Source organism: Mesorhizobium sp. 2RAF45 (genome assembly GCF_052115225.1).
GTDB lineage: Bacteria > Pseudomonadota > Alphaproteobacteria > Rhizobiales > Rhizobiaceae > Mesorhizobium > Mesorhizobium jarvisii.
The window spans coordinates 22,756-48,321 of sequence record NZ_JBFRGG010000021.1; the positions used below are offsets into that span (position 1 = coordinate 22,756).

Consider the following 25,566-nt stretch of genomic DNA (forward strand, 5'->3'; position numbering starts at 1 on the left):
CAGGGCCATCGCCGACCAGGCGATGGCCCGCTTCGACTGCGGCCGAAGCCCGGCAACCTTTCGGGTTTGGAAACCGCTCCGGCGCAGACACTACTTCTGCATTCAACGATGACATCTTCGTCAACGAATCCTTGACGGAAAGGGAAGAAATATAAGCATTCAATATTTGTATTTTTTATCCACCCCAAAGTGTAATCGAATAGTAATACTTCATCGACGAAATACCCCTGTTAATGCTTGGGCAGTTGGCGGGTTTCCTCAATGAGTGCGCACACCGCGCAGCGGAACGGCAAACGCCGCCCGCTTGGCGTTTTTGACCTGGACATCGCCGCGACCAGGAGCGGCTGGCTGCTGACCGCATTGTGCCTGGCCTATTCCCTGGCCGCGCTTTGCCTGCAGCCGGGCCGCTATATGCACCTGGCGCAATCCTACGCGGAGCCATTCGTCTTCTTCCTGCCGACGCTTCTTGCCGCCGGCCTCGGCGTCATGGCGCTGACATTTGCCAGGCATAGCCCGACACGGTTCATGCTCGACATGCTCAGGCAGCGCTGGCTTGGCGCCGCACCGGTGATCCTCCTGTCCTTTCTCGGCATAACCGCCTTTACCGCCTTCAAGATCGCCATCCCCGACATCGTGCCATTCTATGCCGACCGCATGCTGGTGGAGCTCGATGTTGGGCTGCATGGCGCCGATCCCTGGACATGGGCTCATCGCGTCGTTCCCGAATCCATTTCGGCTGTCATCTTCATCGCTTACGGATATGGCTGGCACGTGCAATGGTTCGGCACCTTGCTGTTCGTCGCCTTCTGGAACAGCCCGGCAGCGCGTCTGCGTTATCTCTGGGCGCTCGCGCTGACCACGATCCTGTGCGGCACCGTTCTGGCCATGGCGCTGTCTTCCGCCGGCCCGATATTTCACGACCAGTTCTACGGCGGCGACCGGTTTGCCGGATTGCGGACCGCCCTGGCGCGGAACGGCTACGCCGCGCCGGTCCGTATGTATGCCAGCTATCTGCTCACAGCCTACACAAGCGGCCGCCCCGATCTGGGCGGCGGCATCTCCGCCATGCCAAGCATGCATGTCGCCTTCGTCACGCTCAACGCGTTCTTCCTGAGCGGTTTCGGCCGCCGCTGGGCCGTCGCCGGCTGGTCTTTCGCGGCGCTCATCCTGTTCGGCTCGGTCTACACAGGCTGGCATTATGCCGTGGACGGCTACCTTTCGATCCTTGTCGTGTCCGTGATCTGGTACCTGACCGGCCGTTTCGTTCTGCCGCGGACGAGCCGCGACACCATCGGGATGCGCCTGCCTCTGCCCGAACCGGCGCCGCAATGACCGGGCCTGGCTGAGGCCGGGCGAACAACCCCACCGCCTTTCGGAAGGCCAGACGGCATTGGCGCCGCCTGACCTTGCCGGCTACTGGCTCGGCGCCATCGTGTGTTCGCACGACACTTTCGGGTTCATGTCGGCGAACGTGCCGGTCGGGTTGCCCTTCCAGGCCCAGACATGCAGCTCGTAGAATTCACCCAGGCCATAGCGATTGGGGGCGCTGTTGAAGTTGAACAGCTGGCCTTCCAGTGACGCCGGCCCCTTCGAGGTGATGTATTCGACCGCCACCAGCTTCAGCGTACCATCGGCCATCGGCTCGTACATCACGGCCTCGGGACGGGCGATGTCGATCTTGTCGTCCTTCAGATACTGGCCGTTGACGTAGTGGATGCCCATGGCGCCGCCGCTGATGCCGCTGGCGCAGGGAATGGGCGCGTAGCCCTCGGCCGTCGCCGCCTTGACGTCGAGGAACCGGCTGTTGGCCGCCCGTACCTTCTCGGCCAGCGGATTCGAACCCGTCTCGGTGCTGGCCGCTTCCTGATGCGCCTGTGCGAAGGTGGCGCAGACTGCCAGCATGGCCCCCGCCATGACGAGCCTGTTGCGAAGATTTGACATCATGTCCATTCCATTCTTCTTGAAAAAGCACAGCTGGCCGGCCGCCGGAAATACGGAGGCCCGGCAGGCAAGCGCTGTGGCTGTTGTTGCTTGGAGATCCCGAAATCGCTGAGAGGAATGCCGGGGAGGATCATCCCTTCGGCAGATACGGAATCGTTCCGGCCAGATCGGTATCGTCGATCAGCTGGAAGCGGCTGTCGCTGCCGCCCCGGCGCGCCGAAACGAAAGGCGCATAGGCCGGATCGTTGGTGAAGGCGCGCGCCGCCGCTTCCGACGGGAACGCCATCAGGGCGATCAGCGTGGTCTCGAGCGGCTTGCCTTCAAGCGTCTTCACATTGCCGCTGCGCGACAGATATTTGCCGCCATGCTTATGGACGATGTCGTGCACCGAGGCCGCGTAGGCCGGCACCCATTTCGGATCGTTCATCTTGATGTCCGCGATAACGTAGGCAGTCATGGTCGTCTCCTGGTTGCGGCGCACAGAGGTATCCCGTGCAACCGGCCAAAGGGCTCGCATGGCCGGCCCCTCGCCAACCAGTCCGCGATCTGTACTGGGGTGGTACAGTTTCCGTACTGGCCGCTTCATTCATGAAGGCCTAATGTTCGGCCAGCTTCGAGGAAGGAGCACCGATCATGGCCCAGCACGGATACAAGCAGTTCTGCCCGCTATCGATGGCCGCCGAGGTGCTGTGCACCCGCTGGACGATGGTGCTGATGCGCGAATTGGTGGCGGGTTCGACCCGCTTCAACGATTTGCGCCGCGGTGTCCCCAAAATGTCGCCGACCCTTCTGTCGCAACGGTTGAAGGAGCTCGAGCTGGCGGGGATCGTCGAGCGCAAGGAGGTGCCGGGCGAGAAAGGCATCTTCGACTACCGGCTGACCGAGGCCGGCCGCGATTTGCGCCCCGTCGTCGAAGCAATGGGGTTCTGGGGGCAGAAATGGGTCGAGTCCCGGCTGTCGCTCAAGAACCTCGATCCGTCGCTGCTGATGTGGGACATGCGCCGCAATCTGAACCCCTCGCCGCTCCCTGAAGGACGCACGGTGATACAATTTCTGTATCAGGATCTGCCGGCGTCCAAACGCTCATGGTGGCTGATCGTCGAAAAGCACGGCGAGGTCGATTTGTGCTGGTACGATCCGGGCTTTGATGTCGACCTTTACGTCGCGACGGACCTGCACACGATGACGGCAATCTGGATGGGGTTGCTGACCGTCGAGAAGGCCGGCGCGAAGGTTTCCCTGACCGGCGACCAGGCTATCGGCAAGAAAATGCAGACCTGGCTCGGGCTCAGCCCGTTCGCTGTGGAGCCCAAGCGGGCAGCGTAGGAGAACCGGTCCATGCCGCGAAAACAAAGGCTTACAGCGAGTCTTTGAATCCGGCTGGGACGCGACCCGTCATCGGGATCGGATGCCTCAATCAGGTAGCGCTTGTTCTCATATGTCTCGATCAGGGTCGCGAGAACATCGAAGCGGTCACCATCGAGCGAGCCGACCTCCGGCTCGTTATCGAAATATCTTGTGATTTCGACGATCGCCCAATCGTAATCGGCTTCGGTCTTAAGGGATCGAATGTTTTCCATCGCACCTTCTCCGGGTCGATCTTGTCATATTCTTTGTTGGCAGGAAACGGGTGGCGGGGCCGGCTTCCAGCGGCTCCAATGCGGCATGTTCATCACTCTCGCCAAAGACCTGAAATCCACGCCGCTGCCGGTCACCGACGACCCGCGCTGGGCGCGCATCGTGGCGCGCGACAAATCCGCGGACGGACAATTCTGGTATTCGGTGGCGACGACCGGCGTCTACTGCCGGCCCTCCTGCCCCTCGCGGCGCGCCAACCCTGCCAATGTGCAACTGCACGACACGCTGGCTCGGGCGAAGGCGACCGGCTTTCGCGCCTGCCGGCGCTGCAACCCGGATGGCCCTTCGCTGGAGGCCGGCAATGCCGCGATGGTCGCCGATGCCTGCCGCAGGATCGAACAGAGCGAGGAAGAGCCCTCGCTCGTTGAACTGGCTGATGCCGCCGGCCGCAGCGCCGGCTATTTCCACCGCGTATTCAAGGCAATCACCGGGCTGACGCCGAAGGACTATGCCGCCGCACACCGTGCCGCCCGGGTTCGCCAGGGCCTGGAAGACGGCGCCAGCGTCACAGTGGCGATCTACGATGCCGGCTTCAATTCGAGCGGGCGCTTCTACGAGAAATCCACCGGCATGCTCGGCATGACGCCGACGCGCTATCGTGCGGGCGGCGCCAATGAGGACATACGCTTTGCCGTCGGCGAGACCTCGCTCGGCGCCATACTGGTCGCGTCGAGCCGCAAGGGCGTCGCCTCGATCCTGCTCGGCGACGATCCGGACACGCTGGTGCGCGACCTGCAGGACCGTTTCCCCAAGGCGCGGCTGATCGGCGGCGACCAAGACTACGAGGCGCTGGTCGCCCGCGTCGTCGGCTTCGTCGAGGCCCCACAGCTCGGCCTCGACCTGCCGCTCGACGTGCGCGGCACCGCCTTCCAGCAGCGCGTCTGGCAGGCCTTGCAGGACATACCGGTCGGCAACACGGTTTCCTATGCAGAGATCGCCGAGCGCATCGGCGCTCCCAAGGCAACCCGCGCCATCGCCGCCGCCTGCGCCGCCAACGCCCATGCGGTCGCGATTCCCTGCCACCGCGTGATCCGCAAGGACGGCGCGCTGTCCGGCTACGCCTGGGGCGCCGAGCGCAAGCGCGCGCTGCTCGACCGCGAGGCCCACGGGTCGGCGAAGGCCGCCGACAGGGCCTACCGGTCTTCGCGGGCGTGACGACCGGCGATGCGCACGATGGCAAGGCCTTCCGCCGCCGGTGCGAACATCGAGATCGCCAACGGTGCTGCCATAGACGCGAAGACACAGGTCTTGGCCGCCATCGGCAGGCTTGTCGCCGATGGCAAGGCCGAGTGGAGCCGCACCGCGAGTGGCGAGGTTGAGCTGCGGTTGTTGAGTGGCGAGGTGTTCGTGCTGGGTGAGGTGTCCGTCACGCGTGTTGCCTGACATTCTCGGTGAAATGCGAAATAGTCCAAATCAGCGCTCTACGGCGCCCCCCTCTGTCCTGCCGGACATCTCCCCCACGAGGGGGGGAGATCGGCTGTGATCACGGCTTCGCCAATTTTCAACGTTGCAGCAAGGAGCGTGGCGCCAAAGCTGCCAATCTCCCCACCCGTGGGGGAGATGTCCGGCAGGACAGAGGGGGGCGCCGTAGGGTGCTTACCTCAAACCCGAGATTTGAATTTGAAAGCAAGCATCGGAGTGAGGGACGCAAGGCACACAGCTAGGGTTCAGCCACAGACACAGGAGTGAAGACAATGAACCCGATGCAAACCCACATGCCCGCGACAGCCAGCAACGCTGCCACCCTCGACGCCATCGCCTACGCCGTCGGCCAATCCGCGATCGGCAAGATCCTCGCGGCGCGCAGCGCGATCGGCGTCTGCGCCATCCTGATCGGCTCGGACGCCGACGCGCTGGAGCAGGACCTCGCCGACCGCTTTCCCGGCAAGGTGCTGGTCGAAGACAAGGGTGCCCTCCACGATGATCTCGCCGCGATTGCCCGCTTCATCGAAACGCCGGGCGCCGGCCTCGACCTGCCGTTCGACATACGCCACGGCACGCCATTCCAGCAAAGGGTGTGGGAGGTGCTGCGCGCCATCCCTTGCGGCGCCACCATCACCTACACCGCGCTTGCCCGGCGCCTTGGCCAGCCGTACGGCGCGCGCGCCGTGGCGACCGCCTGCGCCGCCAACGCCATCGCGCTCGGCATTCCCTGCCACCGCGTGGTCCGCGCCGACGGCACGCTGTCGGGCTACCGCTGGGGCATCGAACGCAAGCGCGCTCTGCTCGACAAGGAGGCCGCGATATGAACGCCCATGCCAAGGTTGCCACAGCGGCGGTGGAAGCCGCCGAAACACGCGTCGCCATTTACGACTGGCCAGCGCTGGCCGCCGAGCTCGACGGCTTCGGCTGCGCGGTGATGCAAAAACTGCTCTCGCCTGAGGAGTGCCGGCAGATCGCCGGCCTCTACATCAAGGAAGAGCATTTCCGCAGCCACATCCACATGGCCAGGCACGGTTTCGGCAAGGGCGAATACCGCTACTTCCGCTATCCCTTGCCCGACCTCGTCGGCGGCCTGCGCAGCGCGCTCTATCCCAGGCTGGCCGAGGTCGCCAACCGCTGGAACGAGCGCATGGCGATCCCCCTGCGCTACCCCGCCACGCATGCCGAATTTCTCGACCAGTGCCACGCCGCGGGCCAGGTCAGGCCGACGCCGCTTTTGCTGCAATATGTCCCCGGCGACTTCAACTGCCTGCACCAGGATCTCTATGGCGACCTCGCCTTTCCCCTGCAGGTGGCGATCCTGCTCTCCGAGCCGGGCAAGGATTTCACCGGCGGCGAATTCGTGCTGACCGAACAGCGGCCGCGCATGCAGAGCCGGGTCGAGGTGGTGCCCTTGCGCCAGGGCGACGCCGTGGCCTTCGCCGTCCACAACCGGCCGGTGCAGGGAACCAAGGGCAACTACCGCGTCAACCTGCGCCACGGTGTCAGCCGCCTGCGCTCAGGCATGCGCCACACGGTCGGCATTATCTTTCACGATGCGAAGTGAGCGTTTCTTACCTTCCCCCCCTTGTGGAGAAGGGAAAGCGCCGCCTCGTTCCGCGTCGCCGAAGACCATCTCCAGGATCCACGGGCACGCGTAATAATCGGCGATGCGGTCGATGACGCCGCCGTCGGCATGGACGCGCACGAAATAGGCTGGCCGCCAGAGCTCGCCATGGCGCCTGTCGACGACCAGCACGGCCTCCCCTTCGATCGTGTCTGGCCGCATGCGCCAGGGCTCGCCGTGCTCATACTCGACGAAATAGGGCGAGTCGGAGAGCAGGCCGTTGTAGCAGTCCGAAACCCGCAGCCGGGCGTCGGCGCTGGTCAGCGCCCGCACCCCGTCCCAGTCCCTGGCATTGAAGAGCTCGACATAGCGGCTAAGCAGCCGCTCCAGTTCGGGATCGTGCGCCGGCGCCGCGACCGGTTGCGCCGGCAAGGCGGCGAGCTTGGCCCGGCCGCGATTGAGTGCCGACTTGACGCCCCCCGATGTCGAACCGACCAGGCCGGCAATCTCCTCCAGCGAATGGTCGAAGACATCCTTGAGCAGCACGCAGGCGCGCTCCTTCGGCGGCAGGTGCACCACCAGCCTTTCGATGGCGCGGCCGGCGCCCGCACCGGCGGGTTCGACCGGCAGCACGATCTCATCGCTGGCATAGCCAGCTTCGGCCTTGAGCCGCGTGCGGCGGGTGCGGATGAAGTCGATGCACTTGTTATGTGCGATGCGGAACAGCCACGGCCGCAGCGCCTGTGTGTCGTCGAGCAGCCCGATCTTGCGATAGGCCTCGAACAGCGCCTCCTGCATGATGTCCTCGCCATCGAGGGCCGAGCCGGTCATGCGCGCGCAATAGCGGTGCAGACGGACGCGCAAATGCGAGACCGTCTCCAGGAACGCCCTGTAGCGCAGGTCGAACAGGCCTTCGGGGTCGAGGCGCGGCTCGATGCCTTGCCTCGTCTCAGGGGAATTGCGGATCTGCTGGTTCATCGCGGCACGTCGCTCAGCGTCACCGCAGCATTGCGCAAGCGCTGCGCATCCACAAGCCCGAAGTGCGACCCGATCGGCCCTCTCATGCCTACGCCGCCTTGCCGCCGGCGACCTTGCCGCTGACGGCATTGTCACCGGCATCCGGCAGCCCGAGCCTCGGCCGCACCCAGGCGGCGAGGCGGCCGATCGCGTCGTCGGCCTCCGGCGCCCGGCCGGCCATCATCTGGAAGGAGTGCAGCATGTCGTCGAAGACGTCGAGGCGCGTCTCGACGCCAGCCTGCCGCGCGCGCTCGGCGAACATGCGGCTTTCGTCGACCAGCGTCTCGTCGGCGCCGGCCTGCAGGAAGACCGGCGGAAAGCCACTCAAATCGGCATAGAGCGGGCTGACCTCCGGATCGAGCCGATCGTAGTCGCCGATGAAGTTGGTCACCAGCCAGTCGACGCCTCCCTTGGCGAAGAAGGGATCCTTTTCACGGTTGGTTTCGTAACTGGTGGCGGTCAGCGCCATGTCGAACCAGCCGGAGATGATCAGCGTGGCGGCCGGCAGCGGCCGCTCCCGCGCGCGCAGCCGCTGCAGGACGCCATAGGTCAGCACCGCGCCGCAGGAATCCGCGGCAAGCGCGATCCGCCTGGTATCGAAGTCCTGGTCGATGAGCCAGTCCCAGGCTGTCATCGCCGCCTCGAGCTGGGCCGGATACTTGGCCTGGTCGGCCAGCGGATAGCCATAGAGCAAGGCCCGGCAGCCGACGGCCTTGGCCAGATGGCCGACCAGCTTGCGATGGGTGTAGATCGAGCCGCCGACGAAGCCGCCGCCATGCGCATAAAACAGCACCCGCCGCTCGTCCGCGCCCTTCGGCACGACCCATAGCGCAGGCACGCCGCCGGCATCCACCTCGACATAGTCGACGCCGCCGGGTTCGCCGGTCAGCGCCGTCCAACTGGCATCGTTGAACTCGACGAATGCCTGCGGGCTCATTTTGCCGGCATTGGCGCCGATCGCCGCGTAGTGGTTCCTGTTTGCTTCGCTCTCGATGCTCGCCATGATGCTCTCCTGGGTTACGGATCGCGGACCGCGCGACCTTTCGAGAAGCAGAGACGGATGGGCCGACAAAAAGGATACGTCGCCGCGGACGATTTTCCGCCCCGGCTAGCCCTCACCCCGAAACATCGCGGCGTGGCGTTGGGCGAATTCGACGAACGGCGTCGGCCGCACACCGAACATGTCGTGCGTCACCAGATGCACCCGCGATTTCGGCCGTCGCAGCCGCTCGGCCAGTTGTTCGTCCAGCGCATCGGCAAAGCCGGCCGGGACGCCGCTGGCCAGCAGGTTGCGCCGCCGCTCTGCGGGGCTGACATCGATATAGCGAACCGGCTTGCCGATCGCCTGCGATATCAGTGCGGCGATATCGCTCATCGTCAGCGCCTGCGGCCCGGTCATATCGAGACTCTCGCCTTCATGGCCGCCATCGCGCAGCAGCCGGAAGGCCACCTTGGCGATATCCTCGACATCGACCGGCGACAGTTCGGTCTCGCCGAGCGCGAGATAGAAGGCGCCCTCGGCGGCAATGGTCGGTGCATCGCGCAGGTACACCTGCATGAACTGGCTGGGGCGCAGATGCGTCCATGCCATGCCGGCCCCCTCCAGATAGCGTTCGACCTCCTCATGCATGCGGGTGAAGCGGAACCTCTTCGCATCGTAGCCGATGTTGGATTCGGCGCCGGAGAACTTCACCACATGCGCGACGCCGGCCCGGCCGCAGGCATCGATGAAACGGCACTGCGTTTCCGTCATGTCGTCGGCGGCGGTCGAAATCATCAGCACGCGGTCGATGCCGTCGAGTGCCGCGCCAAGTGTGTCCGCCAGGCGCATGTCGCCCTCGACCAGTTCGACGCCGACAAGGCCGCCGAGCCCCGCCACTGACGCCCGGTCCGCATCGCGCACCAGCGCCCTCACCTCATGCCCCTGCCGCGCGAACTCGTGCACGATCGCCTTGCCGTTCAGCCCCGTGGCACCCGTCACCAGGATCATCGTCATCTCTCCGTCTGCAGTGAGGCGGCCGCCCCACCGGCGACCGCGCCTTGAAGACGAAGAGACGAGGGCAAAGGATTCTGCCCACACAGTTTTTTGACGGGAACCTTCGCCGTGCCCCCTCACCGCGCCGGGGCGTAGCGGTTGACCACCATGCCGCAGGCATAGGCTTTCGAGCCGAGCAGCCGGAGGTTACGAAAACCGCCCTGGTCGAAGATGCGGCGGCCGGCACCCAGCACGGCCGGATTGATGAACAGCTGGAACTCGTCGACCAGTCCGGCCGCGATCAGCGACGAGGCAAAGCCGGCGCCGCCGAAGACGATGATGTCGCCGCCCTCGCCTCCCTTCAGCGCCTCGACTTGGCGCGGCAGGTCGCCGCTCACCACCGCCGTGCGCTCCCAGCGCGAGGTTTTCAACCTGTCGCTCGGCACCACCTTCCGGACCTCCACGACGCGCCGGGCGAAGGCGTAGAACGGATCGCGTGGAAACTTCTTCGCCGCATTGCCCCAATGGCTGAGATAGCCCTCCTCGGCCATCTTGCGGCTGAGCAGGATGGTGTCGATGCCGGCGAAGACTGTGTTGAAATCCTGCTTCAGCTCCTGGTCCCAGCCGATGTCGTCGCCCCATTCCCAGAGCTGCCAGCGATGGTCGTCATTGGCGCCGACAAAACCGTCGACCGACATCTGCATCTGCAAGATAAGCTTCTTCATCGTCGTCTCCTCGTCTGTCCGGCTCAAAGAAAATTGCTTTACTTTTGGAACCATTGACGCAAGGCAAAAATGGGGTCAAGAGTAAAGTGATTTAAAAATGGAACCATAGACATGTCGACGCGCGAAAGGTCCGGCTGCCCGATCAGCCTGTCGCTGGAACTGCTCGGCGACCGTTGGACGCTGCTCATCATCCGCGATCTGGTCTTCGCCGGGAAAACGCATTTTCGCGAATTCCTGCAATCAGATGAAGGCATCTCCTCGCGCACGCTGGCCGAGCGGCTGCAGACCCTGCAGGACGAAGGCATCCTCACCCGCAGCGACGATCCGAGCCACGGGCTGAAGGCGATCTACCGGCTGACGGAAGCCGGCATCGACCTGTTGCCGGTGCTGGCCACGCTCGGCGCCTGGGGCAGCAAGCACCGCAAGGCCGACGATCAGCTCGCCCGCACCGCCGACGAACTGGCGGCCGGCGGCGAGCCGGCGCTGGAACGGATGAAGGCGGCGCTGCGGGCCGAACATCTGGCGAACACATGATCGCCGAAACTCTTGAAGGATGCCGCGAGGCCGAGGCGCCCCAACCGCGCGGCGATAACGGATCGTCAGCCATCATACTCGTCGTGAAGGCGAACCCAATCGCCCAGCGTATGTGACGGCCCGTTTTCATTGCGGCCGATTGGAGTGAGGTCGAGATAGCTATAGGTCCCGATCAGGTTCTCGCCGCCCCGGCTCCGCACCTGGAAAGTGCAGTAGATCGTGCCATCGTCATCCCTGTAGAAAACGGTCGCGCCGCCGCGATCCCTGCCTTTCATCGCGACCTCTTCGAAATTGAACAGCACCTTGCCCGACTTGATCTGGTCCTCGGTGAACGACACCTGGAAGTCGAAATTGAAATCGCTGCCGAATGACGAAACCCAATCGAACTGCCAATTCATCCGCGCCTTGAAATCCATGAACTCGGCCAGGGGAGCGCGCGCGCAGACGACCAGGGAGACGTCGTGATGCCTGAGATGCTGGTTGGCGGCGTCGATGTGGTCGCAAAGGAATGAACAGCCGGTGCAGCGATAGTCCGCATTGGGCGGAAACATGAAGTGATAAATGATCAACTGGCTGCGCCCCCCGAAGAGATCGGCCAGCGATTTCCTGCCCTGGGTCGTATCGAACTCGTAGAGCTTGTCGATGCGCAGCCACGGCAGCGCGCGCCGCTCCGCCGCGAGTTGTTGACGCTGTCGGGTCAACGCCTTCTCCTTTGCGAGATGCGATTTGTGCGCTTCAAACCAATCCGAGTAAGGCGCGATGATGTGGTCGGTCATGTCGTGCTCCTTCCGCATTCAGGCATGCTGACAGCCTCGTTGCCCGTCTTGAAGACGTAGTTGAAAACCGCGATCCGACATGGGCCGCGCAATTTTCGCGGGAAGAGAGCAGGCGATACAGCCGGACGCGGACATGCCGCTTGACAGATGTACATGTTATGTTCTCTATTCGTTCCGATCCATCAGCAACCGCGGATATGCAGCCGGATGGAAACGACAGCCACCATCCTGCATGCCGATCTCGATGCCTTCTATGCCTCGGTCGAGCAGTTGCTCGACCCGTCGCTACGCGGCAAGCCGATCGCGGTCGGCGGCGGCGTGGTGCTCGCCGCCTCCTATGAAGCGCGCGCCTTCGGCGTGCGCGGCGGCATGCCGGGGCGCAAGGCGCGCGAGCTTTGCCCGCAACTGATCTTCGTTGGCGGCAATTTCAGCCACTACCAGCGGCTGGGCGACGCGGCGATCAAGGTGCTCGACGATTTCACGCCGGTGGTCGAGCGCATTTCCATCGACGAGGCCTTCGCCGATGTCGCCGGCTGCACGCATCTGTTCGGGCAGCCGCAAGAGATCGCCACGGAGATCCGCCGCCGCGTGCGGGCCGAACTCGGCCTGCCGATCTCGATCGGCGTCGCCCGCACCAAGCATCTGGCCAAGATCGCCTCGCAGGTCGCCAAGCCCGACGGGCTGGTGGTGGTCGACCCCGGCAACGAACTCGCCTTCCTGCACGATTTGCCGGTCTCGTTGATGTGGGGCGTCGGTCCGGCGACCAAGGCGCGGCTGGCCGAAATCGGCATCGAGACCATCGGCGAGCTGGCCAGGACGCATAGCGGCGCGCTGACGCGGCTGCTCGGTCCCGCCGCCGGCGAAAAGCTCGCCGCTCTCGCATGGAACCGCGATCCGCGGAAACTGGAGACCGGGCGCCGGGCACACTCGGCCGGCGCGCAATCGGCGCTTGGGCAAAAGCCTGCCGTGGCGCAGGTGATCGTGCCGACGCTGCTGCATCTGGCCGACCGCGTCGCCAGCCGGCTACGCGCCAAGGCGCGGCCGGGCCGCACGGTGACGGTGCGCGTGCGCTTTGCCGATCTCAGCGCCGTCACGCGTTCGATCACGCTGGATCAGCCTATCTCGGCGACCACCATGCTGGCCGAGATCGCCGGCGACCTTGTGCGCGGCGTGCTCGCCGACCATTCACGCGAAAAGACCATCTCGCTGCTGGCGATCTCGGTCTCGCATCTGGAGGAAAGCGCGGAACTGCAGCTCGACCTGCCGCTTGGCCTCGCCGACGAGAAGCGCCGGCCCGGCAGCAAAAAAGGCCTCGCCCGCTTCGGCGCCGACCGCGCCATCGACAAGATCCGCGAACGCTTCGGCAAGCAGGCCGTCGGCTACGGCACGGTGGCGCTGGAAGCGGCGCGCTCCGTGCCCGACGAATTCAGGGAACTGGCGGAAAAGGAACTGTGAGCTATCTGCCGGTCCGCCAATAGCGATGCACGCTGACGCCGCTGCCGCTTCCCCCATGCCAAGGCTCACAGGCGATCCCGTCCTTGTCGGCATCATGCGTCGGCCAATAGCCCGGCTGTCCCCTGCGCGCGGGGGCAAGCCCGACGGCGCGGGCGGCCGCACAGTTGGGGAACGCGGCAAAGTGCCTTAAGGCGGCGAGCGGCGAGTCAATCTGGATGCCGACAAAGCCATAGGCGATGTAGCCGGACAAGAGGATGAACGGCGCGAAAAGAGCCAGATATTTCAGCCTGCCGTGGCGACGAGTTGCAGGCCAATGCAAGAATGGCAGAAGCATTCCCGGCGCGCCCCCTGCTTCAGACCCCGACACAAATCTATCTTCACCAGGCTGTTGCGACAACCGGCAACGCTTGCCAAACCCCGCCGTGCCGCCCATACAGCGGGACGGGCGGATCGCCCATCCCGAGAGGTCCGCGCCTCTCCCATCCTGCCGGGAACACTGTCCGATGTCAGCGACGCCGTGCCCTTGGTCGAAGCCGTGACGGCCTCTTCCCCCTCCCTTGCCGGCCTTGGATGGTCGGAATTTTTCGGCGACCAGCTTGAACCGGGCGATGCAGACCTCATCCCGACCCGCATTGCCATGGTCCATCGAGACCGGCTGAGCGGCCTGTCGCAGACGGGACAAACCGACCTGTCCCTGGCGCCGCAGGCCACCACCGGCGACTACGCCGTCGGCGACTGGGTGCTGGTCGAGCCGCACAGTCACCTTCTGCGGCGTCGCCTGACCCGCAAGACGGTTCTGGAGCGCCGCGTCCAGGGCGGCAGGGGGCCACAGCTGGCAGCGGCCAATGTCGACACGCTGTTCATCGTCACGTCCTGCAATGCCGACTTCAACATCGCCCGGCTCGAACGCTATCTGGCGCTGGCCAACGAGGCCGGAACGACACCCGTGATCCTGTTGACCAAGGCCGATACGGCCGAGGACGCCGAGGCGTACCAAAGCCAGGCCGCCGCGCTGCAGCGCGGATTGGCCGTGGTGACGCTGAACCCGCGCATCGCGGACGCCGCGGGCGCACTCGCGGCCTGGTGCGGCGCGGGGCAGACGGTGGCGCTGATCGGTTCCTCCGGCGTCGGCAAATCGACACTGGTCAACACGTTGGCCGGATCCGCGCAGCAATCACCGCAGCAGACCGGCGCCATTCGCGAACACGACGCCAAGGGACGCCACACCACCACGGCGCGGTCGCTGCATGCCATTGCCGGTGGCGGCTGGGTGATCGACACGCCGGGCATGCGCACGCTGCAGGTCAGCGACGTCGCCTACGGCATCGACACGCTGTTCGCCGAAATCACCGAGTTGGCGCCGCTGTGCAAGTTCCGCGACTGCACGCATATGCACGAGCCGGGCTGCGCGGTGCAGGCAGCGTCGAAGGCCGGCACGCTCGATCCGGAGCGCCTGGCCCGCTGGCGCAAACTGTCCGACGAAAACCAGAACAACACGCCGGTTCAGACGGGACCTCGCGGCGCCAAGTCACCCGCCGGCCGCGGCAAGCGACGTTGAACGGCTGCCCTACTGCCCTACTGCCCTCAAAGCCGGGCCGTGCCGAAAACCCGATCCCAGAACAGCGACGTCACGCCGAAATTGGCGTTGTCGTCGATATGGTGATGCACCGCGTGGCGGCGCTTGAGCGTGTAGAGATAGCTGGGATGGGCGGGATGCCAGTGGTGGATCATGTGGTGGACGCTGATGTACCAGAGATAGCCCAGCATCAGCCCGCAGCCGACCGCGCTGGCGGTCGCGAAATCCGAGAGCAACCAGATGGGCAGCGCGATCAACGCATGCACGCCCAGGCTGAGCCAGGTCGGCGTGCCCACCGGACTGCGCTCTTCGACGTGATGACGGTCGTGCAGTTCCCTGATGTAGGGAACATGATGCAGGACGAAGCGGTGCAGGACGTATTCGATCAACGTCCAAAGGCCGAGACAGATCACCACCGTGCCGATCCAGTCCGGCGCACTCTCCTCCCCGGCCTCGATCAGCCCAGCCACGCCCAGAAGGGCGATCACCAGCGGATAGACCACGAAATCGCTATAGTAGCCGATCAGACCGAGTTGCATTCCGGACGCCCCAACTGATTTCGACGCCGCCCCAGAATCGATGCTATCAGATTGCCGAACTCGCGGATGAGGTGCAATGCAGATGCATCTGACATAGCGTCGCAATTTCCCGGTGCAAGTTCAGCACGCATGATCGACTCAAGAATCGGCGGGCCTCGCACCGGCGCCGCAAACGGACATGCAAAAATGGCAAAACGCAGTGCGGGCCTGCTGATTTATCGTCGAAACGATGGGGATATCCAGGTGCTTCTGGTTCACCCGGGCGGCCCGTTCTGGGCAAAGAAGGACGACGGCGCCTGGTCGATCCCGAAAGGCCTCGTCGACGAGGACGAGGACGAACTGGCGGCAGCGCAACGCGAGACCGGGGAAGAGCTCGGCATCACAATCGACGGCCCCTTCGCGCGCCTCGGCGACTACAAGCAACCGGGCGGCAAGATCGTCATTGCCTGGTCGGTCGAGGCTAGCACCGAGATCGATGTCGCCACGATCAAGAGCAACAGCTTCACCATGGAATGGCCGCCGCGATCTGGGTCGATGAAAGAATTTCCGGAGGTCGACAGGGCCGGCTGGTTCAGCCTGCCGGAGGCGGAGGTAAAACTTCTGCAGGGCCAGCGCCCGATGCTGTCGGATCTGGCGAAGCGGCTGGGGATCGGGTGATTGCCGGCGGCAAAGCTGCCAATCTCCCTTCGTAGGGGAGATCGGCTGTCACCCCGCAAACCGCGCCGCAGTCCACGCGCCACCCGCCGCATTCGACTCCACCGCCGCCGCGACGAACTTCACGCCGCGCGCGCCATCGACAACGTCCGGCACCCGCGCCGCACGCGCGGCATCGACCACGCCACCGGAGCGATGCGCGCGGATGATGTCGGCGGCGTCGCGGTAGAAATTGGCGAAGGCCTCGATATAGCCTTCCGGATGCGCCGCCGGCATGCGCGAGACGCGCCGGCTTTCTTCGGTCGAACCATGGCCGCCGCGCACCAGCGTGCGGGTTTCCTCGCCATAGCGCGAGAAGCGCAGTTCCTCCGCCCGCCCGCCCGACCATTCGAGCCCGGCTTTGTCGCCATAGATGCGAACGGACAGATCGTTGTAGTGGCCGGGCGAGGTCTGGCTGGCCAGGATCGTGCCGCGTGCTCCATCCGCCCAGCGCACCATGACATGCGCATTGTCGTCGAGCCGGCGTCCGGGCACCGCGGTGAACAGGTCCGCCGACACCGCCTCGGCTTCGCAGCCTGAGATATAGCTCGCCAGATTGAAGGCATGCACACCGATATCGGCCAGCACCGCCGACTGCCCTGCCCGCGCCGGATCGGTGCGCCATTCCGCCTGCTTCTGGCCCTCGGCGTCGATCGGCTTGGTCAGCCAGTCCTGGATGTAGGCGCCATGCACCGACACGATCCGCCCGAGTTCGCCCGCCATCACCATTTCGCGCGCCTGCCGGACCATGGCGTAGCCGGTGTTGTTCAGCGTCACGACGAAGCGGCGTTTTTTGGCGCGCGCCAGCGTCACCAGCGCCTCGGCGTCGCTGAGCGTCGTCGACAGCGGCTTGTCGCAGATCACATCGATGCCCGCCTCGAGGAAGGCGGTGGCAATCGGTGCGTGCAGATGGTTGGGCGTGACGATGACGACCGCCTCGATGCCATCAGGGCGCCCGGCTTCCGCCAGCGCCATGGCGTGATAATCGGCATAGCTGCGCTCCGGCGCGATGCCGATCTCGGCGGCCGAGGCGGCGGCGTTCTCCGGGTCGGAGGACAGCGCACCGGCCACCAGCACGATCTGGTCGTCGAGTCGCATGGCGAGCCGATGCACGGCGCCGATGAAGGCATTGCGGCCGCCGCCGACCATGCCGACCCTCAGGCGCTTGCCCGCCGACCCATCCGATGTTGCGTAGACCATGTTTTCTCCTCCACCTATCACTTCGTCATCCTGGGGCGGAGCAAGGAGCGCAGCGACGCGGCGCAGACCCCAGGATGACGACGGTGAGGCCTAACACTTTCGAACACAATTTCCAATTTCCGTATTGTAATACGATTGTGCCACGCTAGCCTGCGATCATGAGTGGGGCGGGCAAATCTTCGGGACGATCTCATGCCGACGAGGCGGCGACGCGCAAGCGCGGGCGCTCGCTGGCGGCGTTGGGCTACATCAAGCCGCAGACCTATGAGGAACTGCGCGCCGTGCTCTCCTCCGGCACCGTGCATTTTCCCAAGCGGCTGCGCCAGGTGGCGATCTTCATGTGGCAGCATCCGAGCGATGTCGCACTCGGCACCATCGCCCAGGTGGCGGCACAGGCGGGCGTGCAGCCCTCGACGCTGGTGCGCTTTGCCCAGATCTTCGGCTATTCCGGCTTTTCCGATTTCCAGGGCCTGTTCAAGGAACACGTAAAGGGCTCCTGGCCGGAAGCGCGCGGCGAGCCGCGCGCCGAGGTCGAACCCAACGCCGCCATGCATTTCCTGCGCGGCATGGTCGGCGCCTCGCAGGCCTCGCTCGGCCGTATCGAGACCGGCTTCGACGTCGAGAGCTTCGAGAAGATGGTGACGCTGCTGGCGGCGGCCGAGCTGATCTATGTCATCGGCTCCAAGCGCGCCTTCCCGGTCACCGCCTATCTGTCGCTGACCTTGTCGCAGCAAGGCGTGCGCAATGTGCTGGTCGACAATGTCGGCTCCTCCGCGCTCGACCAGGTCGGCTGCATCGGCGGCCGAGATGCCGTGCTGGCCGTTTCCTTCAGCCCCTACAATTCGATCACGCCCGACCTTGTCGCGGTGGCGCATGAACGCAAGGCCCGCATCGTCACCATCACCGACAGCACCTTCAGCCCGCTGATCGCTTTGTCGGACAGTTGGCTGGAAGTCGTGGAATCCGACTTCGCCGGCTTCCGCTCGCTGGCGGCGTCTCTGGCGGTCGGCATGGCGCTGGTCCAAGGCGTCGCGGCAAAACGCGGCGCATGAGGCGCTGCTGGCACAATTGACTATCGGGAATTGCCGTTCCATATCTTAAAAAATAGAAACTTTGTTCCGGGAGGAGGAATGGAGCTTCATCTCCAAGGTAAGGTCGTGCTGGTCACCGGCGCGACGCAAGGCATCGGCCGCGCCATCGCCGAGGCGCTGGCGCACGCCGGCGCCGGCGGGCTGCTGATCACCGGACGCGACGGCAAGCGCGGCGACGCCGTGGCGGCGGAACTGTCGGCCATCGGGACGCCGACCGTCTTCGTCGCCGCCGACCTTGGAGACCCGCAGGCCCCTGTCCTGCTGGCGCAGGCCTGCATCGACCGCTTCGGCCGCATCGATGGCCTCGTCAACGCCGCCGGCCTGACCGACCGCGCTTCCTTCCTCGATGCCAGCCTCGACGACTGGGCTTCGCTGTTCGCCGTCAATGCGCGCGCGCCGTTCTTCCTGATGCAGGCGGCGATTGCCGACATGAGGAAGCGCGGGGGGCCCGGCGCCATCGTCAACATCCTGTCGGTCAACGCCCATTGCGGCTCCCCCGAACTCGCCGTCTATTCCGCCACCAAGGGTGCGCTTGCGACGCTGACCAAGAACGCCGCCAACGCCCACCGTTTCGACCGCATCCGCGTCAACGGCATCAATGTCGGGTGGACCGACACGCCGGCCGAACGCGTGATGCAGTCCGAGACGCTGGGCCACGGTCCGGGCTGGCTCGACGCCGCCAATGCCGCGCAGCCTTTCGGCAGGCTGCTCAAGCCGGACGATATCGCCAACCTTGCCGTCTTCCTGCTTTCCGACGCGGCCGGGCCGATGACCGGCGCCGTGATCGACCAGGAGCAGTCGGTGATCGGGGCGAACCGGTGAACGCCGCTTCGACAGCGCCGGAAACGCTCGGGCCGGCCTTGCTGGATCAGCTTCCGGCCGCTGTCCGGACGCCTGGATATGACCGGGCAACTCTTGCGCCTGGCATGGCGCATCTCGGCGTCGGCGCGTTCCACCGCTGCCACCAGGCCGAATACACCGATGATTTGCTGGCGCGCCAGTTCGACCGCTGGGGCGTTGTCGGCATCAATATCCGTCCGCCCACCCTTGCCGACACGCTCGGCCGGCAGAGCGGGCTCTACACAAGGCTGATTCGCGAAAACAGCCATATCGAGGCTCGCGTCATCGGCAGCATCGTGAAGGTGGTGGACAGCCAGGCAAGTGCCGCACCGGCACTCACGGTGCTGTCCTCGCGCGATATCGAACTGGTGACGATGACCGTGACGGAGAAAGGCTATTGCCACATCCCGTCGAGCGGCGCGCTCGATCTCGATCATCCCGACATCGTCCATGATCTCGCCAACCCTCATGCGCCGCGCAGCGTGCCCGGCATCCTCGCGCGGGCGCTGGAGCTGCGGCGGGCCACGCATGGCCGGCCCCTGACGCTGCTCTCCTGCGACAACATCGCGGCCAACGGCGTCATCCTGGAAACCGTCGTGCGGAGCTTTGCCGAACGGCGCGGCAATGGCCTTGCCGACTGGATCGCGGCCAATGCCGCCTTCCCGTCGGCCATGGTCGACCGCATCGCGCCGGCGGTGACGCAGGATGATATCGACAGTGTCGAGCAATGGTTCGGCTACCGCGACGCCGCCGTCGCCGTCGGCGAGCCGTTCCGGCAATGGGTGATCGAGCAGAAATTCGCCGGCCGCGTGCCGCGCTGGGACCTGGTCGGCGCGACCTTCGTCGACGACGTCACGCCGTTCGAGCATCTCAAGATGCGGGTGCTGAACGGCGCCCAGACGACGCTCGCCACGCTCGGCGTGCTGGCCGGGCTGGAGCATACATCGGATGCCATCGCCGACCCGCTGCTGTCGGCCTTCATCAGGCGCATGCTGGTCGAGCAGACGCTGCCGACGCTGATGCCGGTGCCCGGCATGGATCCACCGGCCTATGTCGAGCAGAGCCTCGGCCGGCTGAAGAACACGGCGATCCGCCACCGCAACCACCAGATCGCCACCGATGGCTCCCAGAAGATCGTGCAACGCCTGCTCAACCCGATCCGCGACCGGCTGCGCCAGGGCGCCTCCATCGGCTTGCTGTCGGTGCCGGTCGCCGGCTGGATGGCCTATCTGATCCAGGCCTCGGACCGCTTCGGCAAACGCTGGCCGGTGTCGGATCCCTATGCCGGCAAAGTCGCCAAGATCGCCGACGCCACTGGCCGCGATGCACCGGCTCTGGCTTCGGCCATCCTTGCCATCGACACGATCTTCGACCCTGGCCTTGCCGCGAACGCTGCGTTTCGCGCGGCCGTGACTTCGGCGCTGGGCGAGCTGCTTTCGGACGATCCGATGGCGGCTGTCCGGCACAGTCTCGAACATGATGAGGCCGCAAGGTTGAAACGATCCAAACAATAGGCATTATAAACATCGACCGTGAAGACACGGCCAGGGGAGGCACTATGAAACTTGGACTGCTCACCGCACCCTTCGCGGAGACGCCGCTTGCCGATGTCGCCGCCTGGGCCAGCTCTGCCGGCTTCGAGGCGCTGGAAATCGCCTGCTGGCCGAAAACCTCCGGTGCGACGCGGCGCTATGCCGGTACCAGCCATATCGACGCTGCCTCCACCTCGCCCGCAAAGGCGAAAGAAATCACCGCCTCGCTGGCGGAAAGGCACCTGACCATCTCAGGCCTCGGCTACTATCCCAATCCGCTGCATCCCGACGCCGCGCATCGCGAGGCGGTCATCGGCCATCTGAAGAAGGTGATCGTGCTGGCCGCCAATATGGGCGTGCCCGTCGTCAACACATTCTGCGGCGGCGATGCCGCCAAGACCGTCGACGTCAACTGGCAGGACGCGCTGAAAGTCTGGCCCGAAATCGTCGCTTTTGCGCGCGGCCATGGCATCAAGCTTGCCTTCGAGAATTGCCCGATGATCTTCAGCTATGACGAATGGCCGGGCGGGCACAACATCGCCTATTCGCCGCATGTCTGGCGCCGCATCCTGGAGACCTGGGGCGGCGATATCGGCATGAATTTCGACCCCTCGCACCTGGTCTGGCAGATGATCGACCAGGCCCGCTTCATCAGGGAATTCGGCCCCTACATGCTGCATGTCCACGCCAAGGATTTGATGATTGATCATGATGGTTTGTACGAGCGCGGAATCCTCTCGGCCGGGATAGGCTGGCAGGTGCCGCGCATGCCGGGGCTGGGCGATGTCGACTGGAGCGGCTTCTTCTCCGGCCTCTACCGCGCAGGCTATGACGGATCGGTCATCATCGAACATGAGGACAGGCGGTTTGAAGGCAGCGACGAGCAGGTGAAGCGGGGTTTTCTGCTCGCCCGCGACGTTCTGCGACCCTACGTCAAGTGAAAAGCATGCCGGTAACGACATGCGGAGAACAACGAGTTGAGCCGCCTGACTCTCTTTCTGAACGGCATGCCTCAACGACTTGGAACTGAAACTGAAAAACAATGTGGAGGAAGTCTGAAATGAAGAAAATCCTGACCATGGTCCCGCTCCTTGCGGGCGCTGCCTTGCTGGCCTCAATGGGCGTCTCGTCGGCCGCCGGCAAATACACGATCGGCATTTCCAACACCGTGCAGGGCAATGGCTGGCGCGAGGAGATGGTGTGCGCCATGAAGGCGCAGGCGCTGGCTTCCGGCGAAGTGGCGAAACTCAACATCGCCCACCGCAACACCGATGCCGCCGGCCAGTTGGAAGACATCCGCAACCTGATCAGCGCCAAGGTCGACGCCATCGTCGTCAACCCGGCCGATCCGGCCGGCATCAAGGCGGGCCTGGAAGAAGCCACCAAGGCCGGCATCGTCGTCGTTGCCGTCGACCAGGCCGTCACCGAGCGATCGGCCTACATCATCTCCAACAACCAGGAGGAATATGCCTATCTCGGCGCCAAGTGGCTGTTCCAGCAGATGGGTGGCAAGGGCGAGGTGTTTTACATGCGCGGCGCCGCCGGCGCTTCGGCCGATAGCGATCGCGACAAAGGCTTCAAGAAGGCGCTGGCCGAATTCCCCGACGTGAAGGTGGCGCAGGAAGTCTTCACCGGCTGGCAGCAGGACCAGGCCAAGCAGCAGATCCTCTCCTTCCTGTCGACGGGAACGCCGATCAACGGCATCTGGACGTCCGGCATCGACAACGTCATCGTCGACGCGCTGGTGGAATCGCAGGCGCCGCTGGTGCCGATCGTCGGTGCCGACAATGCCGGCTTCGTCGGCCAGCTGAGCTCGGTAAAGGGCCTCGTCGGCGCTGCCGTCACCAACCCCGGCTCGATCGGCGGCGCGGGCGTGACGCTGGCGCTGCAGATCCTCGACGGCAAGAAGCCGGCACAGCAGACCGTTCTGGTGCAGCCGCAGCTCTGGGAAAACGCCACCGAGGAAGGCAAGGCCAAGCTGAAGGCCGCCGCCGACCCGTCGCTCAGCCCCGAATGGCCGGTCTCGATCTCGATCCCGGACTGGACGACGTATACGAAGGACCAGATCGTCGCCTGCAAGGGGCCGGGCGAGTAAGGGCTGGACGCGCTTCTTCCTTCTCCCCTTGTGGGAGAAGGTGGCCTCGCGAAGCGAGGTCGGATGACGGGTGCTCCAGGGAATGCCGACGTCTCACTCCGCTGGAACACCCCTCATCCGTCTCGGCGCTACGCGCCGATCCACCTTCCCCCACAAGGGGGGAAGGAAAGTCGCCGCCTTCGGCCGACTTGCCGCACCGCCGCAGAGATCGAGAACCACACATTTTGACAACAAACCCGTTGCCGCAAAGCCCCCTCCTCGACGCCACTGGCGTCGCCAAGAACTACGGCGCGGTTGCCGCCCTTCGCAACGCGTCGCTCTCCGTCCTGCCGGGCGAAGTGCATGCGCTGATGGGCGCCAATGGCGCCGGCAAGTCGACGCTGGTGAAGATCCTGACCGGCGCGATATCGGCCAATGCCGGACGCATCCTGATCCGGGGCGAGGCGCGCGACATACGCTCGCCCGCCGCCGCCCGCCGCGCGGGCCTGCTGCCCGTCTACCAGGAGCCGTCGCTGATCCCCGATCTCGACGTTCTGTCCAATCTGCGGCTGACCGGCACGCCGGTCGAGCCGTTCCGCGCCTGGGTGCGCGAGCTCGGCATTGCGGACCTCGACCTGCGCGACACCGCGCGCGACATCCCGCTGGCCGTGCTGCGCGTGCTCGACCTCGCCCGTGCGCTCGCCGTCGAGCCCGACGTGCTGCTGCTCGACGAGATGACGGCGGCGCTGCCCGCCAACCTTGCCGAAAAAGTGCTGGAAGTGGTGCGCCGCCAGGGCGATGCCGGTCGCGCCGTCATCTTCATCTCGCACCGCTTCGTCGAGATCTCGGCGCTGTGCGACCGCGCCACCGTGCTGCGCGACGGCGAGACCGTCGGCGTCGTCGACATCGTGCCCGGCGTCGAGGAAAAGATCGTCGAGCTGATGCTCGGCACCCGCATCGTGAAAACCCATGTCGCCGCCCGCAGCGCCGCCGAGAAGGCGGCACCCACCCCTGCCCGGCCGCGGCTCTCCGTGCACAATCTGCGCGTCGGCGCCAAGCTCAACGACGTCTCCTTCGATCTCAGGGATGGCGAAGTCGCCGGCGTCGTGGCGCTCGAAGGCCAGGGCCAGGACGAATTGTTCGCAGCCCTTGCCGGCTCGATCCGCCCCTCGGGCGGCACGATCGAGGTCGATGGCAGCCCAGTGAAGTTTTCGCACCCGATCGACGCCATCCGCTCGGGCATCGCCTATGTGCCGGGCGACCGGTCCGAGGCGCTCGCCATGCAGCGCTCGGTGCGTGAAAACATCGCGCTGCCCTTCAGTGCGGCGCTGCGCAACTGGGGACCTATCCCCATGCGCCGCGAGCGCGCAAAGGTGCTCAGCGCCATCGAGCGGCTGCAGATCGACACCCGCGCGCAGGGCGAGGTGCAGCGCCTGTCGGGCGGCAACCAGCAGAAGGTGACCATCGCCCGCTGGATCGCGGCGGATGCCCGCACCATCCTGTGCTTCGACCCGACGCGCGGCATCGATGTCGGCACCAAGCAGGAGATCTACAAGCTGCTGCGCGAGCTCGCCGGCCACGGCAAGTCGGTGCTGTTCTACACCTCGGAACTGGAAGAGGTGCAGCGCGTCTGCGACCGCGTCATCGTCATCTTCGGCGGCCGTCTCGTCGACATTTTCGCCGTGGAGGAGGCCGACGAGCCGGCACTGATGCGCGCCGCCTACGGCCTGCCGCGCGGCGCCAAGGCCGATATCGGTATATTGGCCGATCCTCAGTCCCCGTCTTCGGGGACGGCGCCATGAGCCATTTCCTACGCCGCCAGGGCTGGGTCATCGGCCTGTTCGCCCTGCTCATCGTGCTGTTCATCGCCACCAGGATCATCCAGCCCGGCTATGGCAGCGGCGATTTCGGCTCGCTGGCGCGGGCCGTGCTGCCCTATGCCTTCGCCGTCGCGGCGCAGACGGTGGTGGTCATCGCCGGCGGCATCGACCTGTCGGTCGCCGCCATGATGGCGCTGACCAGCGTCACCGCCGCCTCGATGATGGCGGGCGCTAGCGAGGAATACGCGCTGTTCGTGGTGCCCTTCGTGCTCGCCATGGGTCTCGTCCTCGGCGCGCTCAACGGCCTCTTGATCGTCGTCACCCGCGTGCCCGACATCGTCGTCACGCTCGCCATGCTGTTCGTGCTGCAGGGCGCCGCCCTGCTGGTGCTCGACGCGCCGGGCGGCGCCGCCGCCGAATGGCTGAAGGCGCTGATCTCAGGCACCGTGCCGATCCCGGGCCTGCCCGACGCCATCGACGCCTGGGTCCCGAAGGCACTGCTGGTGCTGATCGTCTGCCTCTGCGTGATATGGATACCGCTCAGGCGCTCGCGCCTTGGCCTGTCCATCTATGCCATCGGCTCGAGCGAGCTGGCGGCGTTCCGCTCAGGCGTGCCGGTCAAGCGCACCCGCATCATCGCCTATGCGCTGTCGGGCCTGTTCGCCGCCTTTGGCGGCTTGGCGCTGACCATGAGCACCGGCATCGGCGCGCCCATCCCCGGCCCCTATCTCCTGGCCAGCGTTGCCGCCGTGGTGCTGGGCGGCGTGGCGCTCGGCGGCGGCAAGGGCGGCCTGCTCGGCCCCATCGTCGCCGTCTTCGTGCTGCGCCTGGTGCGCACCGACCTCACCCTGCTCGCCATCGACCCCAACGTCACCGCCATCATCGAAGGCGCCATCATGGTGGCCGTGGTGATGTTCGGGGCGTTTATTACGATGCGGGGGCGGCAATGAGGGGTGGGTATGAAATGAAGCGCTGCGCCCTACGACGCCCCCCTCTGTCCTGCCGGACATCTCCCCCACGAGGGGGGAGATCAGCAGCTTTGGCGCCCCACTCTTCTCAGCAACGTTGGAGATTGGCGAAAGCCGCGACAACAGCCGATCTCCCCACCCGTGGGGGAGATGGCCGGCAGGCCAGAGGGGGGCGCCGTAGGG

The 25,566-nt window shown here is 65.5% G+C and carries 27 protein-coding genes; 17 read left to right on the forward strand and 10 right to left on the reverse strand.

Features of this window, described 5'->3' with window-relative positions:
• Nucleotides 1-261: 261 nt before the first annotated feature.
• Nucleotides 262-1,332: a phosphatase PAP2 family protein gene (locus tag AB4Z43_RS31400; protein ID WP_064981822.1), complete on the forward strand. Its 1,071-nt coding sequence runs from the start codon at nucleotides 262-264 to the stop codon at nucleotides 1,330-1,332.
• Between the two features lie 81 nt (nucleotides 1,333-1,413).
• Here AB4Z43_RS31400 and AB4Z43_RS31405 read toward each other — a convergent pair whose 3' ends face one another.
• On the reverse strand, nucleotides 1,414-1,950 hold the full coding sequence (locus AB4Z43_RS31405) for a hypothetical protein (protein WP_171880376.1): 537 nt from the start codon (nucleotides 1,948-1,950) through the stop codon (nucleotides 1,414-1,416).
• Nucleotides 1,951-2,071: 121 nt separating this feature from the next.
• Nucleotides 2,072-2,398, reverse strand: a complete 327-nt coding sequence (locus tag AB4Z43_RS31410) for a DUF1330 domain-containing protein (RefSeq protein WP_027047064.1) — start codon at nucleotides 2,396-2,398, stop codon at nucleotides 2,072-2,074.
• 176 nt (nucleotides 2,399-2,574) lie between these two features.
• Between AB4Z43_RS31410 and AB4Z43_RS31415 the strand changes: the two genes are divergently transcribed.
• The 5 genes from AB4Z43_RS31415 (at nucleotide 2,575) to AB4Z43_RS31435 (ending at nucleotide 6,568) form a co-directional block, all read left to right on the forward strand.
• Nucleotides 2,575-3,267, forward strand: coding sequence for a winged helix-turn-helix transcriptional regulator (locus tag AB4Z43_RS31415; RefSeq protein ID WP_064981824.1), 693 nt, complete (start codon nucleotides 2,575-2,577; stop codon nucleotides 3,265-3,267).
• A 339-nt stretch (nucleotides 3,268-3,606) separates the two neighbouring features.
• Nucleotides 3,607-4,734 carry a bifunctional DNA-binding transcriptional regulator/O6-methylguanine-DNA methyltransferase Ada gene (gene ada / locus AB4Z43_RS31420; protein WP_064981825.1) on the forward strand — a complete coding sequence of 376 codons (1,128 nt, stop codon included), beginning with the start codon at nucleotides 3,607-3,609 and terminating at the stop codon, nucleotides 4,732-4,734.
• A gap of 18 nt (nucleotides 4,735-4,752) precedes the next feature.
• Nucleotides 4,753-4,962, forward strand: a complete 210-nt coding sequence (locus AB4Z43_RS31425; RefSeq protein WP_223217704.1) for a hypothetical protein — start codon at nucleotides 4,753-4,755, stop codon at nucleotides 4,960-4,962.
• A gap of 311 nt (nucleotides 4,963-5,273) precedes the next feature.
• Nucleotides 5,274-5,828: a methylated-DNA--[protein]-cysteine S-methyltransferase gene (locus AB4Z43_RS31430; protein ID WP_069092596.1), complete on the forward strand. Its 555-nt coding sequence runs from the start codon at nucleotides 5,274-5,276 to the stop codon at nucleotides 5,826-5,828.
• Nucleotides 5,825-6,568: a 2OG-Fe(II) oxygenase gene (locus AB4Z43_RS31435; RefSeq protein ID WP_019859364.1), complete on the forward strand. Its 744-nt coding sequence runs from the start codon at nucleotides 5,825-5,827 to the stop codon at nucleotides 6,566-6,568. The genes AB4Z43_RS31430 and AB4Z43_RS31435 overlap by 4 nt, the downstream gene beginning before the upstream one ends.
• Here the strand turns inward: AB4Z43_RS31435 and AB4Z43_RS31440 are convergent.
• From AB4Z43_RS31440 to AB4Z43_RS31455, 4 genes are all read right to left on the reverse strand, one after another.
• Nucleotides 6,521-7,546 (reverse strand): sigma-70 family RNA polymerase sigma factor, encoded by a 1,026-nt coding sequence (locus tag AB4Z43_RS31440; RefSeq protein ID WP_223217703.1) that lies wholly within the window; start codon nucleotides 7,544-7,546, stop codon nucleotides 6,521-6,523. The genes AB4Z43_RS31435 and AB4Z43_RS31440 overlap by 48 nt on opposite strands.
• Before the next feature lie 88 nt (nucleotides 7,547-7,634).
• Nucleotides 7,635-8,588 (reverse strand): alpha/beta hydrolase, encoded by a 954-nt coding sequence (locus AB4Z43_RS31445; protein WP_019859366.1) that lies wholly within the window; start codon nucleotides 8,586-8,588, stop codon nucleotides 7,635-7,637.
• Nucleotides 8,589-8,693: 105 nt separating this feature from the next.
• The gene (locus AB4Z43_RS31450; protein WP_038647980.1) at nucleotides 8,694-9,575 is read right to left on the reverse strand and encodes an SDR family oxidoreductase; all 882 of its coding nucleotides are present in this window, start codon (nucleotides 9,573-9,575) and stop codon (nucleotides 8,694-8,696) included.
• A gap of 122 nt (nucleotides 9,576-9,697) precedes the next feature.
• Nucleotides 9,698-10,285 (reverse strand): dihydrofolate reductase family protein, encoded by a 588-nt coding sequence (locus AB4Z43_RS31455; RefSeq protein WP_064981831.1) that lies wholly within the window; start codon nucleotides 10,283-10,285, stop codon nucleotides 9,698-9,700.
• Between the two features lie 111 nt (nucleotides 10,286-10,396).
• Between AB4Z43_RS31455 and AB4Z43_RS31460 the strand changes: the two genes are divergently transcribed.
• Complete coding sequence (locus tag AB4Z43_RS31460) at nucleotides 10,397-10,819, forward strand: winged helix-turn-helix transcriptional regulator (RefSeq protein WP_064981832.1); 423 nt, start codon at nucleotides 10,397-10,399, stop codon at nucleotides 10,817-10,819.
• Between the two features lie 65 nt (nucleotides 10,820-10,884).
• On the opposite strand, the gene AB4Z43_RS31465 is transcribed toward AB4Z43_RS31460, so the two are convergent.
• Complete coding sequence (locus AB4Z43_RS31465) at nucleotides 10,885-11,595, reverse strand: DUF899 domain-containing protein (protein WP_064981975.1); 711 nt, start codon at nucleotides 11,593-11,595, stop codon at nucleotides 10,885-10,887.
• A gap of 207 nt (nucleotides 11,596-11,802) precedes the next feature.
• On the opposite strand from AB4Z43_RS31465, the gene dinB reads away from it, so the two are divergent.
• Complete coding sequence (dinB, locus tag AB4Z43_RS31470) at nucleotides 11,803-13,050, forward strand: DNA polymerase IV (protein ID WP_202379920.1); 1,248 nt, start codon at nucleotides 11,803-11,805, stop codon at nucleotides 13,048-13,050.
• A gap of 1 nt (nucleotide 13,051) precedes the next feature.
• Here dinB and AB4Z43_RS31475 read toward each other — a convergent pair whose 3' ends face one another.
• On the reverse strand, nucleotides 13,052-13,384 hold the full coding sequence (locus AB4Z43_RS31475) for an excalibur calcium-binding domain-containing protein (protein ID WP_441940646.1): 333 nt from the start codon (nucleotides 13,382-13,384) through the stop codon (nucleotides 13,052-13,054).
• A 183-nt stretch (nucleotides 13,385-13,567) separates the two neighbouring features.
• On the opposite strand from AB4Z43_RS31475, the gene rsgA reads away from it, so the two are divergent.
• Complete coding sequence (gene rsgA / locus AB4Z43_RS31480) at nucleotides 13,568-14,608, forward strand: ribosome small subunit-dependent GTPase A (protein WP_019859375.1); 1,041 nt, start codon at nucleotides 13,568-13,570, stop codon at nucleotides 14,606-14,608.
• A 26-nt stretch (nucleotides 14,609-14,634) separates the two neighbouring features.
• Here rsgA and AB4Z43_RS31485 read toward each other — a convergent pair whose 3' ends face one another.
• Nucleotides 14,635-15,165 (reverse strand): sterol desaturase family protein, encoded by a 531-nt coding sequence (locus AB4Z43_RS31485; protein ID WP_441940648.1) that lies wholly within the window; start codon nucleotides 15,163-15,165, stop codon nucleotides 14,635-14,637.
• Nucleotides 15,166-15,351: 186 nt separating this feature from the next.
• On the opposite strand from AB4Z43_RS31485, the gene AB4Z43_RS31490 reads away from it, so the two are divergent.
• On the forward strand, nucleotides 15,352-15,822 hold the full coding sequence (locus AB4Z43_RS31490) for an NUDIX domain-containing protein (RefSeq protein ID WP_027047067.1): 471 nt from the start codon (nucleotides 15,352-15,354) through the stop codon (nucleotides 15,820-15,822).
• 48 nt (nucleotides 15,823-15,870) lie between these two features.
• Here AB4Z43_RS31490 and AB4Z43_RS31495 read toward each other — a convergent pair whose 3' ends face one another.
• Nucleotides 15,871-17,058, reverse strand: a complete 1,188-nt coding sequence (locus AB4Z43_RS31495) for a Gfo/Idh/MocA family protein (RefSeq protein WP_202379916.1) — start codon at nucleotides 17,056-17,058, stop codon at nucleotides 15,871-15,873.
• A 158-nt stretch (nucleotides 17,059-17,216) separates the two neighbouring features.
• On the opposite strand from AB4Z43_RS31495, the gene AB4Z43_RS31500 reads away from it, so the two are divergent.
• The 7 genes from AB4Z43_RS31500 (at nucleotide 17,217) to AB4Z43_RS31530 (ending at nucleotide 25,365) form a co-directional block, all read left to right on the forward strand.
• Nucleotides 17,217-18,110 (forward strand): MurR/RpiR family transcriptional regulator, encoded by an 894-nt coding sequence (locus AB4Z43_RS31500; RefSeq protein WP_064981839.1) that lies wholly within the window; start codon nucleotides 17,217-17,219, stop codon nucleotides 18,108-18,110.
• Nucleotides 18,111-18,188: 78 nt separating this feature from the next.
• Nucleotides 18,189-18,971, forward strand: a complete 783-nt coding sequence (locus AB4Z43_RS31505) for an SDR family oxidoreductase (RefSeq protein ID WP_441940651.1) — start codon at nucleotides 18,189-18,191, stop codon at nucleotides 18,969-18,971.
• Nucleotides 18,968-20,503, forward strand: a complete 1,536-nt coding sequence (locus tag AB4Z43_RS31510; RefSeq protein WP_441940653.1) for a mannitol dehydrogenase family protein — start codon at nucleotides 18,968-18,970, stop codon at nucleotides 20,501-20,503. The genes AB4Z43_RS31505 and AB4Z43_RS31510 overlap by 4 nt, the downstream gene beginning before the upstream one ends.
• Nucleotides 20,504-20,547: 44 nt before the next feature.
• Nucleotides 20,548-21,462: a sugar phosphate isomerase/epimerase family protein gene (locus tag AB4Z43_RS31515; RefSeq protein ID WP_441940655.1), complete on the forward strand. Its 915-nt coding sequence runs from the start codon at nucleotides 20,548-20,550 to the stop codon at nucleotides 21,460-21,462.
• A gap of 119 nt (nucleotides 21,463-21,581) precedes the next feature.
• Nucleotides 21,582-22,616 carry an ABC transporter substrate-binding protein gene (locus AB4Z43_RS31520; protein WP_441940657.1) on the forward strand — a complete coding sequence of 345 codons (1,035 nt, stop codon included), beginning with the start codon at nucleotides 21,582-21,584 and terminating at the stop codon, nucleotides 22,614-22,616.
• 239 nt (nucleotides 22,617-22,855) lie between these two features.
• Nucleotides 22,856-24,397 (forward strand): sugar ABC transporter ATP-binding protein, encoded by a 1,542-nt coding sequence (locus AB4Z43_RS31525; protein WP_038648003.1) that lies wholly within the window; start codon nucleotides 22,856-22,858, stop codon nucleotides 24,395-24,397.
• Nucleotides 24,394-25,365 carry an ABC transporter permease gene (locus AB4Z43_RS31530; protein ID WP_019859386.1) on the forward strand — a complete coding sequence of 324 codons (972 nt, stop codon included), beginning with the start codon at nucleotides 24,394-24,396 and terminating at the stop codon, nucleotides 25,363-25,365. Before AB4Z43_RS31525 ends, AB4Z43_RS31530 begins: the two co-directional genes overlap by 4 nt.
• The last annotated feature ends 201 nt before the right edge of the window (nucleotides 25,366-25,566 follow it).